17 protein-coding genes and 2 tRNA genes are annotated in these 16,109 nt (G+C 64.7%); 12 read left to right on the plus strand and 7 right to left on the minus strand.

Annotation, left to right across the window (positions count from 1 at the left end; genetic code table 11):
- Positions 1-100 precede the first annotated feature (100 nt).
- Both ACTIFP_RS07560 and ACTIFP_RS07565 read left to right on the plus strand, forming a co-directional pair.
- The gene (locus ACTIFP_RS07560) at positions 101-424 is read left to right on the plus strand and encodes a TIGR02300 family protein (protein WP_439568100.1); all 324 of its coding nucleotides are present in this window, start codon (positions 101-103) and stop codon (positions 422-424) included.
- A 127-nt stretch (positions 425-551) separates the two neighbouring features.
- Positions 552-627, plus strand: a tRNA-Ala gene (locus ACTIFP_RS07565).
- Positions 628-949: 322 nt separating this feature from the next.
- Here ACTIFP_RS07565 and ACTIFP_RS07570 read toward each other — a convergent pair.
- Entirely contained in the window at positions 950-1,390 is a 441-nt protein-coding gene (locus ACTIFP_RS07570; RefSeq protein ID WP_137753875.1) for an RrF2 family transcriptional regulator, read from the minus strand.
- Between the two features lie 149 nt (positions 1,391-1,539).
- Between ACTIFP_RS07570 and ACTIFP_RS07575 the strand changes: the two genes are divergently transcribed.
- Genes ACTIFP_RS07575 through ACTIFP_RS07585 form a run of 3 tightly spaced genes read left to right on the plus strand, consistent with a single transcriptional unit; the run spans position 1,540 to position 3,436 of the window.
- Positions 1,540-2,100 carry a hypothetical protein gene (locus tag ACTIFP_RS07575; RefSeq protein WP_439568101.1) on the plus strand — a complete coding sequence of 187 codons (561 nt, stop codon included), beginning with the start codon at positions 1,540-1,542 and terminating at the stop codon, positions 2,098-2,100.
- The gene (locus tag ACTIFP_RS07580; protein WP_439568102.1) at positions 2,090-2,800 is read left to right on the plus strand and encodes a hypothetical protein; all 711 of its coding nucleotides are present in this window, start codon (positions 2,090-2,092) and stop codon (positions 2,798-2,800) included. The genes ACTIFP_RS07575 and ACTIFP_RS07580 overlap by 11 nt, the downstream gene beginning before the upstream one ends.
- 33 nt (positions 2,801-2,833) lie before the next feature.
- Positions 2,834-3,436 carry an HD domain-containing protein gene (locus ACTIFP_RS07585; protein WP_439568103.1) on the plus strand — a complete coding sequence of 201 codons (603 nt, stop codon included), beginning with the start codon at positions 2,834-2,836 and terminating at the stop codon, positions 3,434-3,436.
- Positions 3,437-3,564: 128 nt separating this feature from the next.
- Here the strand turns inward: ACTIFP_RS07585 and ACTIFP_RS07590 are convergent, their stop codons facing one another.
- Positions 3,565-4,371, minus strand: coding sequence for an enoyl-CoA hydratase-related protein (locus ACTIFP_RS07590; RefSeq protein ID WP_439568104.1), 807 nt, complete (start codon positions 4,369-4,371; stop codon positions 3,565-3,567).
- Between the two features lie 212 nt (positions 4,372-4,583).
- Here ACTIFP_RS07590 and ACTIFP_RS07595 point away from each other — a divergent pair, with 212 nt between their 5' ends.
- Positions 4,584-6,182, plus strand: a complete 1,599-nt coding sequence (locus ACTIFP_RS07595; protein ID WP_439568105.1) for a peptide chain release factor 3 — start codon at positions 4,584-4,586, stop codon at positions 6,180-6,182.
- A 185-nt stretch (positions 6,183-6,367) separates the two neighbouring features.
- Here the strand turns inward: ACTIFP_RS07595 and dinB are convergent, their stop codons facing one another.
- Entirely contained in the window at positions 6,368-7,507 is a 1,140-nt protein-coding gene (dinB, locus tag ACTIFP_RS07600) for a DNA polymerase IV (RefSeq protein WP_439568106.1), read from the minus strand.
- Positions 7,508-7,619: 112 nt separating this feature from the next.
- Here dinB and ACTIFP_RS07605 point away from each other — a divergent pair.
- From ACTIFP_RS07605 to ACTIFP_RS07615, 3 genes are all read left to right on the plus strand, one after another.
- Positions 7,620-7,693: transfer RNA gene (locus ACTIFP_RS07605), tRNA-Gly, on the plus strand.
- 252 nt (positions 7,694-7,945) lie between these two features.
- Positions 7,946-9,424 carry a flavin-containing monooxygenase gene (locus tag ACTIFP_RS07610; protein ID WP_439568107.1) on the plus strand — a complete coding sequence of 493 codons (1,479 nt, stop codon included), beginning with the start codon at positions 7,946-7,948 and terminating at the stop codon, positions 9,422-9,424.
- Positions 9,425-9,465: 41 nt separating this feature from the next.
- A complete protein-coding gene (locus ACTIFP_RS07615; RefSeq protein ID WP_439568108.1) occupies positions 9,466-10,338 on the plus strand; it encodes an SDR family NAD(P)-dependent oxidoreductase in 873 nt (290 codons plus the stop codon).
- Between the two features lie 200 nt (positions 10,339-10,538).
- Here the strand turns inward: ACTIFP_RS07615 and ACTIFP_RS07620 are convergent, their stop codons facing one another.
- Genes ACTIFP_RS07620 through ACTIFP_RS07630 form a run of 3 tightly spaced genes read right to left on the minus strand, consistent with a single transcriptional unit; the run spans position 10,539 to position 13,932 of the window.
- The gene (locus ACTIFP_RS07620; protein WP_439568109.1) at positions 10,539-12,002 is read right to left on the minus strand and encodes an FAD-dependent oxidoreductase; all 1,464 of its coding nucleotides are present in this window, start codon (positions 12,000-12,002) and stop codon (positions 10,539-10,541) included.
- Positions 11,999-13,045, minus strand: a complete 1,047-nt coding sequence (gene dmpG, locus ACTIFP_RS07625) for a 4-hydroxy-2-oxovalerate aldolase (protein ID WP_439568110.1) — start codon at positions 13,043-13,045, stop codon at positions 11,999-12,001. The genes ACTIFP_RS07620 and dmpG overlap by 4 nt, the downstream gene beginning before the upstream one ends.
- Positions 13,042-13,932, minus strand: a complete 891-nt coding sequence (locus ACTIFP_RS07630) for an acetaldehyde dehydrogenase (acetylating) (RefSeq protein ID WP_439568111.1) — start codon at positions 13,930-13,932, stop codon at positions 13,042-13,044. Before ACTIFP_RS07630 ends, dmpG begins: the two co-directional genes overlap by 4 nt.
- On the opposite strand from ACTIFP_RS07630, the gene ACTIFP_RS07635 reads away from it, so the two are divergent.
- Positions 13,903-14,259 (plus strand): hypothetical protein, encoded by a 357-nt coding sequence (locus ACTIFP_RS07635; protein WP_439568112.1) that lies wholly within the window; start codon positions 13,903-13,905, stop codon positions 14,257-14,259. The two genes, ACTIFP_RS07630 and ACTIFP_RS07635, sit on opposite strands and share 30 nt — an antisense overlap.
- Positions 14,260-14,318: 59 nt before the next feature.
- Here ACTIFP_RS07635 and ACTIFP_RS07640 read toward each other — a convergent pair whose 3' ends face one another.
- Positions 14,319-14,828 carry an FKBP-type peptidyl-prolyl cis-trans isomerase gene (locus ACTIFP_RS07640; RefSeq protein WP_439568113.1) on the minus strand — a complete coding sequence of 170 codons (510 nt, stop codon included), beginning with the start codon at positions 14,826-14,828 and terminating at the stop codon, positions 14,319-14,321.
- A 179-nt stretch (positions 14,829-15,007) separates the two neighbouring features.
- Here ACTIFP_RS07640 and ACTIFP_RS07645 point away from each other — a divergent pair, with 179 nt between their 5' ends.
- Both ACTIFP_RS07645 and ACTIFP_RS07650 read left to right on the plus strand, forming a co-directional pair.
- A complete protein-coding gene (locus ACTIFP_RS07645; RefSeq protein WP_439568114.1) occupies positions 15,008-15,235 on the plus strand; it encodes a hypothetical protein in 228 nt (75 codons plus the stop codon).
- 213 nt (positions 15,236-15,448) lie between these two features.
- Positions 15,449-16,057, plus strand: a complete 609-nt coding sequence (locus ACTIFP_RS07650; RefSeq protein WP_439568115.1) for an EF-hand domain-containing protein — start codon at positions 15,449-15,451, stop codon at positions 16,055-16,057.
- The last annotated feature ends 52 nt before the right edge of the window (positions 16,058-16,109 follow it).

Genomic DNA, 16,109 nt, shown 5'->3' on the forward strand with positions numbered 1-16,109 from the left:
TACAATCTGGCAAGGCGCACGCCGATTTGACGGATAGCTATTCAGACACCGTCGCTCTTCCAATATTCTGATACTGTTTCCAGAAGGTTACGAGGCATTTATGATCAAGGCTGAATGGGGCACGAAACGCAGCTGCCCGAAATGCGCCACCCGATTCTATGATTTGACCAAGGATGACCCGGTCAACTGCATCAGCTGCGGTTACAACTGGATTCCGGAATCGGTGCTGAAATCGAAGCAGCCGATGCCGTTCGAGGTCGAAAAGCCCGGCAAGGCCGCGAAGGAAGAGGTCGTCGTCGATGAGGATCTGGATCTGGACGTCGATGTCGACGAGGACAATGATTCGCCCGACAACGACGTCGACCTGGGCGGCGACGACGATCTGGGTGTGGCGACGGCGGACGACGACGACGTCGAAACCTGATTTTTCGGGTGCAGGGTCCAAAAGGCATCGAAAGTTGCATTTGGCCCCTTGCATCGCCCGCCCGCACTGTTAAAGGCGGCAACCCGATCGCAGCAGCCGCAATGGTAGGGCGATCAAACGAAGATGTGGGGCCTTAGCTCAGCTGGGAGAGCGCCTGCATGGCATGCAGGAGGTCAGCGGTTCGATCCCGCTAGGCTCCACCACTTCTTCAAAAAGGTCCGCGAAAGCGGGCCTTTTTTGTTGGTTGCGGGGTGCCGCGGGTTGGCCATGTCGATTGCCGCTTTGGGGTGGGAGGCGGGCGCTGCCTATCCCCTCCTCTTTAGAGGAGGGGCAGCAAGACTTGGTCCGGCGCAGCCGGGCCTTTAGTCGAGCGGGGTGGTCATCGCGCCATCACGCCCAGCCTCGATGACCACCCCGCTGCGACTAACGAACAAGTTCGTAAGTCTCGCTACCCCTCCTCTGAAGAGGAGGGGATAAGGTCCACTTCCGCTCGAATCCGGTCGTGACGTCCGATCGCGGGCGTTTTTACCCCGCAACCTCATCAAACAGCGGTTCCAGCGCGATCGGGTCGGCCAGGGTGATGCGGTCGAGGATCGACGCGGTGTCGTCGCGGACTTTCAGCATCAGGCTGCGCAGGCGGCATTCGGATTCGGGCAGGCAATTTTTGCAATGTTCGTGCGCGTTGCGCGCCGCGCAGGGGACCAGCGCGAGCGAACCGCGGGTCAGGCGGACGAGGTCGCCATAGCTGATGTCGATCGGGGGAAGGGCGAGCTGATAGCCGCCGTCGCGTCCGCGCTGCGAAATCAGCAGGCCTTCGCGCGCCATTTCGGACAGGATCACGGTCAGGAATTTGGGCGGAATATTCTGCGCCTCCGCAATATCCGCCAGCTGGACCTGCCCCTTGCCCCAATGATCGGCAAGATGCTGGAACGCGCGGATCGTATAACGGGTCTTTTGCGAAAGCATGGCGGGTTACTGTGACATATTCAGGCTTAATTCAACCTGTCTGGATGAGATTTCGCCAAGAGTTGATGAAAATCACAGCGGGTGGCATGAACGGCGCGTATCAGTGCCGCCAAGATGCTGTTTGTGGCGATGATTTGGGGGTAAAGTGGATGGTGCGTAAATTTCTGGCGGCTCCGGCGGTGCTGGCGGCGTGCATGCTCGCGGTGACCCCCGCGCAGGCGCAGTTCGGCGGACTGTTGCGCAAGGTGACGACCCCGGCCCCGAAACCGAGCGAAGAGGGTAATGGCGGCTGTCCGAAGGGCAAGAAGGGCAGCAGCATCGGGCGTAACATCCTGGGCAATGTGCTGAACGATGCGGTCGGCGATGCGGCGAGCAAGGCGGGGGTGTACAGCTATGTGCCGATCGGAGAGGTCAGCGGCACGCTGACCGACGCGATCGCGTGTCGGCTCGATCCCGCCGAGCAGGTGCAGGCAGCGGCGGCGACCGAAGAGGTCACGCGCGGCGAAGCGGTCGGCGCGACATCGAACTGGACCAGCGCGACGCGCGAGAATGTCAGCGGATCGTCGACCGTCGCGGCCAGGAACGAGCTGGCCGACGGCACCCAGTGCATGAATGTCACCGACATCATAATCGTCGAGGGCGAGGAAACCCGCGTATCCAAGCGGATGTGCAAAGGACCGGGCCAGGCACGTTATGTCCTTGCCGCGTAAGATCGGCCGGATCGCGCTGGCGGCGGGGCTGCTCGCATGCCTGACCGGCGCTGCGAAGGTCAAGATGGACCCGGCCAACCCGACCTGCCCGCTAACCCCCGACTGGTCGGCCAATACAACGATGAAACTGACCCCGGTGGTCAAGGGCGGCGCCAAGGTGCTGCTGGCCGAGGGGCGGATCGACGCCGGGCTGCCCGACCGGTTGAAAGCCGCGCTGGCCGCCAATCCCGACGTCGGCGAAGTGTGGCTGCGTTCGCAGGGCGGCGATGCGCGCGCGGGCAATGCGGCGGGGCGGATCATCCGCTCGAACTTTGGCCTGGTGACGCGCATCCCGGCGGGCTGGGCCTGTTTCAGCGCGTGCAATTTCATCTTCATGGGCGGGCAGCCGCGGGTCATTGATCCGGGCGGGCTGTTCATCGTCCATATGTTCACGCGCACCGGCGACCGCAGCACGATCGACATGAGCGTCGCGATGGGCACCGACGCGACGCGCGAGCTGATCGGCGACATCGAACAGGACGCCGCGCTGCTGGCCAGCGAAGACAATGATTTTCTGATCCGCATGGGGGTGTCGCGCAAATTGCTGACCGAGGTGATGTATCAGCAGAAGGCACTGGCGAACGCCGAGGACAAGTCGACGCGGCGCTGCCTGACGCAGGCCGAGGTCAAATCGTACAACGTTGCAAATAACAACGAATAGGATAGGCTGGCCTCAAAGACAGGAGAGGCTGCCATGAACGAGATGACGCACGACCATGCGACCTTCCGCTCGATGATCGACGGAACGCAGGAAGATTGGGACATCATCGCGCGCGAACAAAAGGAATTCGCGCCGCAGAATGGCAAGCGCATCCTCGATCACCTCAAGCTGCTCGGCGGCGATTATGGCGGGTTCCCGGTCGATCGGCTCGAGCATTGCCTGCAAACCGCTACCCGCGCGCACCGCGATGGCCGCGACGAGGAATATGTGGTGATGGCGTTGCTCCACGACATCGGCGACACGCTGGGCGCGTTCAACCATCCCGACGTCGCGGCGGCGATCCTGAAGCCGTTCCTGTCAGAGGAAAATCTGTGGATCGTCCAGCACCACGGGATTTTCCAGGGCCATTATTTCTTCCACTACATCGGCCTCGACCGCGACATGCGCGACCAGTTCAAGGATAGCACGCATTATGCGGCATGCGCGGAATTCTGCGAAAAATATGACGCGCCGGCATTCGATCCCGACTACGCCAGCGAACCGCTGGCGTTTTTCGAGCCGATGGTGATGCGGGTCTGCGGCTATCCGAAGAACAGTATCTACAAAAAGGTGATGGTCGAGGAAGCGGCCGAGTAAGCCTCTACCCGCAACGGTCATCTACCCTCGATTGTCATCCCGGCGAAGGCCGGGATCCCACCCTATCGGGTTCACGCACCGGCGAGATCCCGGCCTTCGCCGGGATGACGAACAAAGCTGGTCGCGGCCTACTTCCCCTTGAACTCGGTCTTGCGCTTCTGCTGGAACGCCATGATGCCTTCCATCGCGTCGGCGGTGCCGCCCGCGATGAACTGGCCCTTGGCTTCGGCGTCGAGCGTCGTCGCGAAATCCTGCGTCAGCCCGTCGCGCAGCACCTTGCGCATAGTCCCAAGCGCGATCGTCGGGCCGTTCGCGAGGCGGCCGGCGAGCGCCTTCGCCTCGGCGAGCAAGTCGGCATCCTCGACGCTCTTGTAAATCATGCCCCAGTCGGCCGCCTGATCGGCCGAAATCTTCTCGCCGAGCATCATCATCTGCAGCGCGCGCGGTACGCCGACCAGGCGCGGCAGCAGCCACGAAGAGCCGCCGTCGGGAACGAGGCCGATATTGACGAAAGCCTGGAGGAAATAGGCGCTCTTGCCCGCGATGGTGAAGTCGCCCGACAGCGCAAAGCTGCACCCGACGCCCGCCGCGGGGCCATTGACCGCGACGACCACCGGAATGTCGAGGTTCGCGAGCGCGAGCAGCATCGGGTTATAATGCCCGCGCAGCGCATTGCGGCTGCGCGCGCCGCCGCTGACCGCGCCGCCCGCCGACCGGTCGCCCGCCAGGTCGGCGCCCGAACAGAAACCGCGCCCCTCGCCTGTGATCAGCAACGCGCGCGCGCCAAGGCCCGGCAAATGATCGAGCGCCTCACGAATATCGTCGGCCATCGCCGGCGGCATCGAATTGAGCCGATCGGGGCGATTGAGCGTGATCGTCGCGACATTGTCGGCGATTTCGAGTTTGATCGTGTCGAAGGTGGGGATGTCGGTCATGGGGAAGAAATCCTCTCGCGTCTTTACCTTTACGTTCACGTAAAGTTGTGACTCATTTGGCGGGCGATGGCAAGGGGGAAGGGGGGGCATGGGCGTCTGTTTCCAGTTCCGTTCGTGTCGAGCGGAAACATGAACCTCAGATGCCATCTATGCTGACGTCGCCACCCCACCACCCCCTTCCCACATCACCGCCCCCCTGCTAGGCGCGCGCGATGATTGCTCCCCATCCCGACCGCCGCACCTTCGCCATCATTTCGCACCCCGACGCGGGCAAGACGACGCTGACCGAGAAATTGCTCGTCGCGGGCGGCGCGATCCATATCGCGGGTGAGGTCAAGGCGCGCGGGCAGGCGCGGCGCGCGCGGTCCGACTGGATGAAGATCGAGCAGCAGCGCGGGATTTCGGTCACCTCGTCGGTGATGACGTTCGAACATGCCGGGCTGGTCTTCAACCTGCTCGACACCCCGGGGCACGAGGATTTCAGCGAGGATACCTATCGCACCCTGACCGCGGTCGACAGCGCGGTGATGGTGATCGATGCCGCGAAGGGCATCGAGCCGCAGACGCTGAAGCTGTTCGAGGTGTGCCGCCTGCGTTCGGTGCCGATCATCACCTTTATCAACAAGGTCGACCGCGAAGGGCTGCCGCCGTTCGAATTGCTTGACGAGGTTGCCGATCGGCTGGCGCTCGACGTCTGCCCGATGAATTGGCCCGCGGGCATGGGCGGGCAGTTCGAGGGGATTTACGATCTGGTCGATCCGGCGATCATGAAACCCGGCGGCGATGCGTCGCGGATGTATGAGGGCCACCGCGCCAAGGTGGCGGGGCTCGGCGATCCGGCGCTGGCGGCCGAGCTTAGCGCCGGTGCGCTCGCGCATTTGAAGGAAGAAACCGAGCTGGCGTCGGCCTGCTATGCCGATTTCGATGCGGCGGCGTATCGAAATGGCGACCTGACCCCGGTCTATTTCGGCTCGGCGCTGAAAGAATTCGGGGTCATCGACCTGCTGTCGGCGCTCGCAAACCATGCGCCCGGCCCGCAGCCGCAGCCCGCCGAACCGGCGCCGGTCGATCCGACCGACGACGCGGTCACCGGTTTCGTGTTCAAGGTGCAGGCGAACATGAACCCTGCGCACCGCGACCGCATCGCGTTCATGCGGCTGTGTTCGGGCAAGTTCGAGCGGGGGATGCGGCTGATGCAGGGGGGGACGGGCAAGGCGATCGCGATCAGCCGCCCGATGCTGTTCCTGGCGCAGGACCGCGAAATGGCCGAGGAAGCCTTTCCGGGCGACATCATCGGCATCCCGAACCATGGCACGCTGCGCGTCGGCGATACCTTGTCCGAACGCACTGACATCACGATCACCGGGCTGCCCAATTTCGCTCCCGAATTGCTGCGCCGCGTCGCGCTGGTCGACCCGACCCAGACGAAGAAATTGCGCAAAGCGCTCGACGACATGGCCGAGGAGGGGATCATCCAGGTCTTCTATCCCGAAATCGGCGCGAACATGATCGTCGGGGTCGTCGGGCAATTGCAGCTCGAAGTGCTGATCAGCCGCCTCGACGCCGAATATAAGGTCGAGGCGAAGCTGGAGCAGTCGCCATGGGAAACCGCGCGCTGGATTGCCAGCGACGACGCCGCGAAGCTCAAGACGTTCCAGTCCGAACATCGCGGCGCCAGCGCGACCGACCGCGACGGCGCTCCGGTGTTCATGGCGAAGGACGGGTGGGAAGTGGGCTATATCACCCAGCGCAATCCGGATATCCGGTTTACGGCGACCAAGGAACGGCGGTTGGGGGCTTTGGCGGAGTAGGATTATTTTTCGCACAAGGCCACGAAGCCACAAAGATTCAACCCAAATCCGATTGTGCTGAGCTCGTCGAAGCACCGTTCTTCCTTTGACGTCGCAAGAAAGAACGGCCCTTCGACAAGCTCAGGGCGAACGGGTGGATAGTATCTTTGTGGCTTCGTGGCTTTGTGCGAACCAAAAATGCGGCGTTAGATGAGACTCAGCAGGTCGTTCGCGGCCACATCGGCCACATCGGCCCCATCCGCCTCATCCTCCTCCCCCTCGAACTTGCTGAGCGTCAGCCCGAGCAACCGGATTCCCTGTTCGGTCGGCAGCAGCGGTGCCAAAATTGCCTCGCCCGCCGCCAGCAGCGCGGCGCCGTCGAGGATCGGCGCCGCCACCGATTTCGCGCGCGTGATCGTCTTGAAATCGGCGTAGCGCAGCTTGAGCGTCACCGTCCGCCCGCGCGCGCCCCTTTTGGCGGCGCGGTCCCACACCACGGTGCAGACATGCGCGAGCGCCTCGCGGATTTCGGTGTCGGTGGTGAGGTCGTTGAAAAAGGTCCGCTCGCCGCCCAGCGATTTCAGCGGCCGGTTCGACTTGACCCGCCGATGGTCGATACCGCGCGCCAGGTTGTAGAGCCATTCGGCGCTGTTGCCGAAGTTTTCGGCGAGCCAGACGGGGTCTTTGCCTGCCAGATCGGCGCCCGAAAACACCCCGAGCCCCTCCATCTTCGCCGCGGTCACCGGGCCGATGCCGTGAAAGCGGCGGATCGACAACGTCTGGACGAACGCCGCGCCCTTGCCCGGCGGGATGACGGTCAGCCCGTCGGGCTTGTTCTGATCCGACGCCAGCTTGGCGATGAACTTGTTGTACGACACACCCGCCGAAGCGGTGAGACCGGTTTCGTCGCGGATGCGGCGGCGGATCGCTTTCGCGGCGGCTGTCGCGCTGCCCAGTCCTGCCTTGTCGGCGGTGACGTCGAGATAGGCTTCGTCGAGCGACAGCGGCTCGACCTCGTCGGCGTAGTCGCTGAAGATCGCGCGGATCTGGTGCGAGATGTCGCGATAGACGTCGAAGCGCGGCGGCACGAAGATCAGGTCGGGGCATTGGCGCTTGGCGGTGATGCTGGGCATCGCCGACCGGACACCGAACTTGCGCGCCTCATAGCTGGCGGCGGCGACCACCCCACGCCGTGACGCGCCGCCGACCGCGACCGGCTTGCCGCGCAGCGACGGGTCGTCGCGCTGTTCCACCGACGCGTAAAAGGCATCCATATCGACATGGATGATCTTGCGGACGGGAGCGTCCGGCGGCGCGTCGGGGGCGGGTTCTGCGGCGTCTTCCACCCGCTCACCCTAGCATGTTGCCACGATGTTCTCAATGATGCGCTTGGCGTTGGCCTTGACGCCGGGCTTGACGGGGAGGGGGCAAGCTGGCAATCGCCGCCGACCTTGGTGAGCGGGTATAGCATAGTGGTAATGCTCTAGCCTTCCAAGCTAGCTAGGCGGGTTCGATTCCCGCTACCCGCTCCAATTTCTAGACAACGCCTGCGTTTCGATCCCGCGCGCGATCTTCGCCGGGCGCTGACAGCAATCTATGTCAAGCCCAGGACCGTACCCGTCTTCGCGCGCCAGATGACATGCTGCATTGCAACCATAGCCCTAGGCCGATCCTAACCGGCGGCGTTGCTCCTCCACTGCCGATCTCGTCCGTTTGAGTGATGTGGGCGCCGCATGGCAAACGTAGGGAGTGGCGTAAGAGCAAGTGAAAAATGGAGTGGGATAGTGCAGCGCAATCTGGATTTGCGATATGTCGTCATCGGGGCGGGCATGTCGGGGATATTGGCGAGCATCCGGCTGCGCGAGGCGGGATGCCGCAACGTCATATTGCTGGAAAAGGCGCATACGATCGGCGGAACCTGGCGCGAGAATCGCTATCCGGGGCTCAACTGCGACGTTCCAGCGCACGCCTATACCTACAGCTTCGCGCCCAATGCCGAATGGAGCAGTTATCTGGCGCCGGGCCCCGAAATCCAGGACTATTTCGAGGATGTGACCGACCGTTTCGGCCTGCGCGAGATCGCGCATTTCGGGCAGGAGGTCGATAGCTGCACTTATGCCGACAGTGTGTGGACCATCACGACCAAGACGGGGATGACCGTCGAGGCCGATGTCGTCATCACCGCGACCGGCGTCCTCCATCATCCGCGCATGCCCGAGATCGAGGGGCTGGACAGCTTTGCCGGCACCGTTGCGCACAGCGCGCGCTGGGACGATACGATCGCGCTCGACGGCAAGCGCATCGGCGTCGTCGGCAGCGGCTCGACCGGCGTCCAGCTCGTCTCGGCGCTCGCTGGGCGCGCGAGCAAGCTCGGCCATTTCCAGCGCTCGCCGCAATGGATCATGCCGATGCCGAACACGCCCTATACCGAGGAGCAGCGCGAAGCGTTCCGCCGCGACCCGGCATTGATCGACGCGGTTCGCTACGATCCCGACTATCAGGCGAATGTGCTGCGTTTCACCGCGGGGATCATCAAGCCCGACAGCGAAGAGATGCACATCATCGAGACGATCGTGCGTGACAATCTGGAGCAGGGGGTTGCTGACCCGGTGCTACGCGAACGGCTGCGCCCGAACTATCGCGCGGCGTGCAAGCGGCTGATCTTCTCGCCCGACTATTATCAGGTCGTCCAGCAGCATGACGTCGACATCGTAATCGAGGGGATCGAGCGGATCGAGCCGCAGGGTATCCGCACGAGCGACGGGGTGCTCCACGAACTCGACCTCATCATCTTGGCGACGGGCTTCCACGCCGACCGCTTCATCCGCCCTGCGGTCGTGACCGGACGCGGCGGCGCGTCGCTCGACGACATGTGGGCGAAACATACGACCGCGTACAACGCGATCTCGCTACCCGATTTCCCGAACTTCTTTTTCCTCAACGGGCCGACGGGGCCGGTCGGCAATTTCTCGCTGATCGACGTCGCCGAGCGCCAGTGGGGCTATATCGAACAATTGCTCGACAAGGTGACGAGCGGCGAATGCGCCGAAATCTGCGTCACGCCCGATGCGATGGCGCGCTACGACGAGGCGCGGACCGAGGCTGCCAAAGGCACGATCTTCGCCTCGGGCTGCTCGAGCTGGTATCTCGGCAAGGACGGCGTGCCGATGACCTGGCCGTGGAGCTACGGCCATTTCGCCGATGTGATGGCGAAGCCCGACTTCGACGATTTCGAAATGGTGAAGGCCGAGGTTGCCGCCTGAAGGCGGAGTCAGTCGTGGGCATTGGCAATCGGGAGAGTGACATGACAAATCCGGCAATCGCCGTCGTGACGGGCGCCAGCCGCGGCGCGGGCAAGGGCATTGCGATCGGTCTCGGCGAAAAGGGGATGACCGTCTATGTCACCGGCCGCAGCAGCGATCGCAGCGACGCGACGGGGTGGGACGGCGCCCCGCTCGCGGGGACCATCCACGAAACCGCCGAGGCGGTGACCGCTGCGGGCGGCAAGGGCATCGCGGTCGCCTGCGACCACGCCGACGATACGCAGGTCGCGGCGCTTTTCGAACGGGTGCGGAAGGAATCGGGGCGGCTCGACATCCTCGTGAACAACGCCACCTATATCCATCACCAGCTCATCACGCAGGCGCCTTTCTGGGAAAAGGAGCTTGCGGCGGTGGAGATTCTCAACGTCGGACTGCGCTCGGCCTATGTCGCGAGCTGGCACGCCGCAAAGGTCATGGTCGAGCAGAAATCGGGGCTGATCGCCTTCACCTCTTCCTTCGGCGCGAGCTGCTACATGCACGGCGCGGCCTATGGCGCGCAAAAGGCGGGCGTCGACAAGTTCGCGCACGATATGGCGGTCGATTTCAGGCCGCATGGCGTCCGTACCGTCTCGATCTGGCTGGGGCCGCAGATCACCGAACGGGCGCTGGGCGCGGCCGAAGTCCACAAGGAGCAATATGAAGGCTTCATGGCGATGGCCGAGATGCCGCAGTTCACCGGGCATATCATCCACGCGATCGCCACCGACCCCAAGGGCGACGAGCTGTCGGGGCACACGGTCATCGGCGCCGAGATCGCTGGACGCTATGGCATCACCGATCGCGGCAAGATGCCGCCCTCGCACCGCGAGATGCTCGGCAGCCCGCGCGAGCCGAACCCCGCAGTGGTGTATTAGGAAAGTTCGGCCCTCCCCCTTGATGGGGGAGGCAGCGAGACTTGCGAACTTGTTCGCTAGTCGCAGCGGTGGGGGTACGGTGTCGGCCTGAAGCTGACGGTGCGAGGGCGCAGCGTCACCCCCATCCAACTGCGCCTAATCGCTTCGCGATAAGGCTCCATATCCTTCCCCCATTGAGGGGGAAGGTTCGCGATCTTGCTTCAAACCGACGCAGCGGCCCGCCCCGCCATGCGCCCGAAAAAGGTGCAGTCGGCGAGGCTGAGACCCGAGCTATAGCCATGCCCCCAGCGCGGCAGGCCCGACGTGGCGCGGCCGGCGGCATAGAGGCCGGGAACGATCTGGCCGGCGCGATCGAGCACCTCGCCCGACGGGCGGGTGTTGAGGCCGCCCAGCGTGAAGAAGGAAAAGAAGCTGGTGCGGATGTTGAGTTCCAGCGCCGCGAAAGGCCCTTCGTTCAACACCTTCAACCATTGAGGCGCCTTGTTGAAGATCGGGTCATGACCTTCGGCGGCATAGCGATTGAAGGTGTGGACGGTCGGCGCCAGCGTGTTTTCGGGCAGGCCGAGCTCGCGTTCGACCTCCTCCCAGCTGTCGCCCACCGCGGCAATCTCGATCCGCGCGAGGTCGAGCGGCCGCGCGAAAATCGCATTGTCGACGAGGAGGAAGACGCGGTCGCCTGGCTGGTCGAGCATCGTTCGGCTGACGCGCCCGTGATAGCAGTCCTCGTTGATGAAGCGCTGCCCGCGTTCGTTGACGAAAATGCCCATCACCAGGCTTTCGGGAATGATCCACGGGCAGGTGGTGAAAAATTCGTCCATATGGATCGCGTCGCCGCCGGCGCCCATGCCCATCATTATGCCCGAACCATTGTCGTTTTCGCCGATGGGGTTCGCGAGGCGCAGCGTCTGCGGCGTATAGCGGCGGAGCATGTCCTGATTCATGCAGAACCCGCCGGTGGCGAGGATGACGCCGCGGCGGGCGCGGATGAATTGCGGGGTGCCGTCGATGCGCACGACGAGCCCGGTAACCTGGCCGCCGGCGTCGGCGATCAGCGACAGCACGCGCGCGTCGCAGCGGACATCGACGCCGCTCGCGCGAACTCGCGCCTCGAATATGTCCATTAGCATGCGCCCGCCGCCCCAGCCCATGAACTGGATCGTGTGCCCGCGCGGCGCGGGCATCGCGGCCTCGGAAAAGGGCCAGGCCGCCTCGCTGCCTGACCAGATCAGCGTGTCGTCTTCGGCGGGCTCGATGATCTTGCCGGGAAGGAAGCTCCCCTTGTACGGGATCCCCTGATCCTTGAGCCATTGATGATGGCCGAGGCTTTCGCGCGCATAGAGCGCGACCTTGGCGGCATCGGCATCGGGGCCGCCCGCCATCATCAGATAGGCTTCGAGCGCTTCGGTGGTGTCGGTAAAGCCCGCGGCGCGCTGCGCGTCGGTGCCGCCGCCGCCGCCGAGATAGATTTCGCCGCCCGAAAGCGCCGAGGCGCCGCCGCTGCCCGACGCTGCCTCGAACAGCGTCACCGTGGCGCCGCCCTCGGCCGCCTCGATCGCGGCGCAGGCGCCCGCGGCGCCGAAGCCGACGATCGCGACATCGGTTTCGCCGTCCCAGCGCTCGACCTGTTCGTGAGAAAAGGGGCGAGCGGCGGAGAAATCGCTCATGCGGCGGTCTCGCGCGCCTTCAGCATGTCGAGCGCGACGTCGACGATCATATCTTCCTGCCCGCCGACCATCTTGCGGCGGCCGAGTTCGACGAGGATCGTGCGCGTGTCGAGGCCGTAGGTCTCGGCCGCCTTTTCGGCATGACGCAGGAAGCTCGAATAGACGCCGGCATAGCCGAGCGCGAGCGTTTCGCGGTCGACGCGGACCGGGCGATCCTGAAGCGGACGCACCAGATCCTCCGCCGCGTCCATCAGCGCATTGACGTCGCAGCCATGATTCCAGCCCTTGCGGTCGGCGGCGGCGATGAACACCTCGAGCGGCGCGTTGCCCGCGCCCGCGCCCATGCCGGTGAGCGAGGCGTCGATGCGCACCGCGCCGGCTTGCGCCGCGACGATGCTGTTCGCGACGCCGAGCGAGAGGTTGTGGTGCGCGTGAATGCCGCGCTGCGTTTCGGGTTTCAGCACGCGGTCATAGGCTTCGAGCCGCGCCTTGACGCCGTCCATGTCGAGCGCGCCGCCGCTGTCGGTGACATAGACGCACTGGACGCCATAGCTTTCCATCAGCTGGGCCTGCTGCGCGAGCGCCTCGGGCTCGATCATATGGCTCATCATCAGGAAGCCCGCGACGTCCATGCCAAGATCGCGCGCAATACCGATATGCTGTTTCGACACATCGGCCTCGGTGCAATGCGTCGCGACGCGCACCGAGCGCACGCCGAGGTCATAGGCGCGGCGGAGTTCCTCGACCATGCCGACGCCGGGCAGGATCAGCGTGGTGAGCACCGACTTCGTCAGCACCGAAGCGACCGCTTCCAGCCATTCCCAGTCGGTGTGCGCGCCGAAGCCATAGTTGAAGCTTGCGCCGCTGAGGCCATCGCCATGCGCGACCTCGATCGCGTCGACCCCCGCGTCGTCGAGCGCCTTGGCGATCGCCTTCACGTCGTCGATGCCATACATATGGCGGATCGCGTGCATCCCGTCGCGCAGCGTGACGTCCTGGATATAGAGCTTGTCGCCCGCCTCGACGTTGAATGTCTTCGTCATGCGGTCACCTTCTTTCCTTCGCGGATACGCTCCGCGAGCAGTTCGCCGGTCGCCTTGGCGGCGGCGGTCATGATGTCGAGATTGCCCGAATAGCTGGGCAGATAGTCGCCCGCGCCCTCGACCTCGAGCAGGATCATCGTCTTGATGCCCGTAAACTCGCCGCGCCCGGGAATCTTGAGCTTGTTGTTGTCGCCGAAGCGCTCGAACTGCACCTCCTGCTTCAGGCGGTAACCGGGCACATAGGCCTGCACCTTTTTCACCATCGCCTCGACCGACGCGCGGATCGTGTCCTCGTTGGCGCCTTCGGACAGGGTGAACACCGTGTCGCGCATGATCATCGGCGGTTCGGCGGGGTTGAGGATGATGATCGCCTTGCCCTGCGCCGCGCCGCCGACCTTTTCGATGGCTCCGGCAGTCGTGCGGGTGAATTCGTCGATATTGGCGCGCGTGCCGGGGCCCGCCGAGCGCGACGAGACCGACGCGACGATCTCGGCGTAATGGACGGTCGCGACCTGGCTGACCGCGGCGACCATCGGGATCGTCGCCTGTCCGCCGCAGGTCACCATATTGACGTTGCCCGCGTCGAGATTGTCCTCACCGTTGACGGTCGGGATCGTATAGGGACCGATCGCCGCGGGGGTCAGGTCGACGACCTGCTTGCCGTCGGCGCGCAGCGCAGCGTCATGGACCTTGTGTGCATGCGCGGTGCCGCCTACAACCGCTGCGCTCCGGCGCTGTTCGACACGACGGCGGAAGCCTATGCGCGGGATGCGTCGATCGGCGAGGAGGTGTTCGGGGCCGCGGCGGTCGTCATCCGGTGCCGCGACCTTGCCGAGGTTGCGGCCGTCGTTGCGGGCATGGAAGGCCAGCTGACCGCGACGATCCACATGGATGACGGCGACATGGCGGCCGCGCAGGCGCTGGTACCATTGCTTGCTGGCAAATCGGGCCGGCTGTTGGTCAACGGCTGGCCAACGGGGGTCGAAGTGACCCATGCGATGGTGCACGGGGGGCCATTCCCGGCCACCTCAGATATTCGCTCAACCTCCGTCGGATCGCTTGCGATCACGCGCTTCCTGCGTCCGTTCTGCTTTCAGAATCTCCCGGAAGAAATGCTGCCGCCGGCGCTTCGGGACAGCAATCCATGGCGCCTTTCGAGGCGTATCGATGGCGAGTTGCAAGCGCCGACGGTGGCGATGGATCAAAAAGCCTAGGCAGATCGTCGCCATGGTCGACAACAATTTCTGTTCCCGCTACCTCCAGACTTCGCCAATCATTCCATCGTTTCGACGCCCAGCAGCTCGACCGTGAATAGCAAGGTCGCCGTGCCCGGGATCGGGCCTTTGCCTTCGGCACCATAGGCGAGTTGGTAGGGGATCGCGAGTTCGACCTTGTCGCCGACGCCCATCAGCGCGACCCCTTCCTGCCACCCCTTGATGACGCGATTCAGCGGAAAGGTCGTGGGCAGGCCGCGCTTGATCGAACTGTCGAATTCCTGTCCATCGGCGAGAGTGCCGACATAATGGACCGTCACGCGGTCGGTCGGGCCGGGCCGCGCGCCGCTGCCGTCGCCGGCGATGCGGCGCCAGCGCAGCCCGCTGGGTGTGACGTGCCAGCCGTCGGCGCCGTGCCGCTGGGCGAGTGCCGCCATCTGACGGTTGAGCCAGGCGGTACCCTGCGTGGGTTCGGCGCCGGTCGCTGTGGGAACGATAAGGCCGAGGCCGGCGGCCGCCAGCAGCAGGTGGCGGGGTAGCGATGCGGGCATAGTCTCTCCTGTTGTCATCGCCTTGCATAGACGCAGCCGCGACCGATTGCGCAATCCCCAATCTGCGCCGCCCGCGTTTGCCGCGCTCCGGTTCACCCGTCCGATTAACGCGACGAACGCCGCGCGCGGCGGGATCAATCGCCGCCGCCGAGCCGTTGTTCGGGTTCAACCTTCTTGTTCAATCGATGGAGAATGACATGCGCATGGTCAAAAAGCTTGTGATCGCCCTGGCGGCATCGTCCGCCGTGTTGACGCCGGTCGCGGCGTCGGCCGCCGCGGGCGCGCGCGCCGGATCGGCAGTTGCGGGCGAAAGCGAACTCGAGGGCAATTCGAGCTGGATCATCGGGCTGATCGGCCTGCTCGCGGGGATTACCGCGATCGTGCTGGTCGCCGATGGCGACGAGGACGCGCCGGTCAGCCCGTAAGCGCCTTGGCAGGACGACCGACGCGATGGTGCGACCGGTCGTCTTGCGACCGCGCGGCCCCGCACGCTTTGCGCCACGATGAACGGCGCGGCCGGATTGCGACATTTTGCGACAATTTTGCGCCGATCCGGCAACCGACTGGGACAAATGGCGCCTAGAACGCCCTCATCGGGATCCGGCCTTTGCCCGGAACACCCATGAAGGAGTTCGGACATGAACAAGAAAATCGCATTTTTGACGCTGGGTGCGGCGCTGATCGCCGTGCCTGTGATCGCCGCCCCCGGCGCCAAGGGCGATGCCGACGGGAATGGCACGCTGACCCGCGCCGAAGCGCAGGCGCATGCCACCCAGATGTTCGCGCGAATGGATGCGAACAAGGACGGCAAGATCGACCCCGCCGACCGCGCCGCGCAGCATACCGAACGGCAGGCCAAGATGTTCGCCGCGATCGATGCCGACGGCAATGGCAGCATCAGCAAGGCCGAATGGGACCAGCATCGCGCCGATCGCGCCGCGAAGCGCGCCGAACGTGGCGACAAGCGCGCCGATGCCGGTGAGGCTGGTGAAGGCAAGCGCCACGGCATGCGCGGTCATGGCAAGCGCGGCGGCCACCACGGCATGCGCGGGGGCATGATGGCCAAGGCCGACACCAATGGCGACAAGGCGATCAGCCAGGCCGAATTCCAGACCGCTGCGCTCGCGCGCTTCGATGCGGCGGACGCCAACAAGGATGGTCAGGTGACCGCCGAGGAGCGCCAGGCGCAGCGCGGCGAATGGCGCGCCAAGCGCGCTGCGCCGTCGGCCGCCCCCGCCGGCGAATAAGCATTTGGCCGGGGCCAGCGGTACGGGGCAGGCTTTCTTCCCCCCTCCCGGC

Origin of the sequence: Sphingopyxis sp. (assembly GCF_051861155.1) — a bacterium.
Classification (GTDB): Bacteria; Pseudomonadota; Alphaproteobacteria; order Sphingomonadales; family Sphingomonadaceae; genus Sphingopyxis.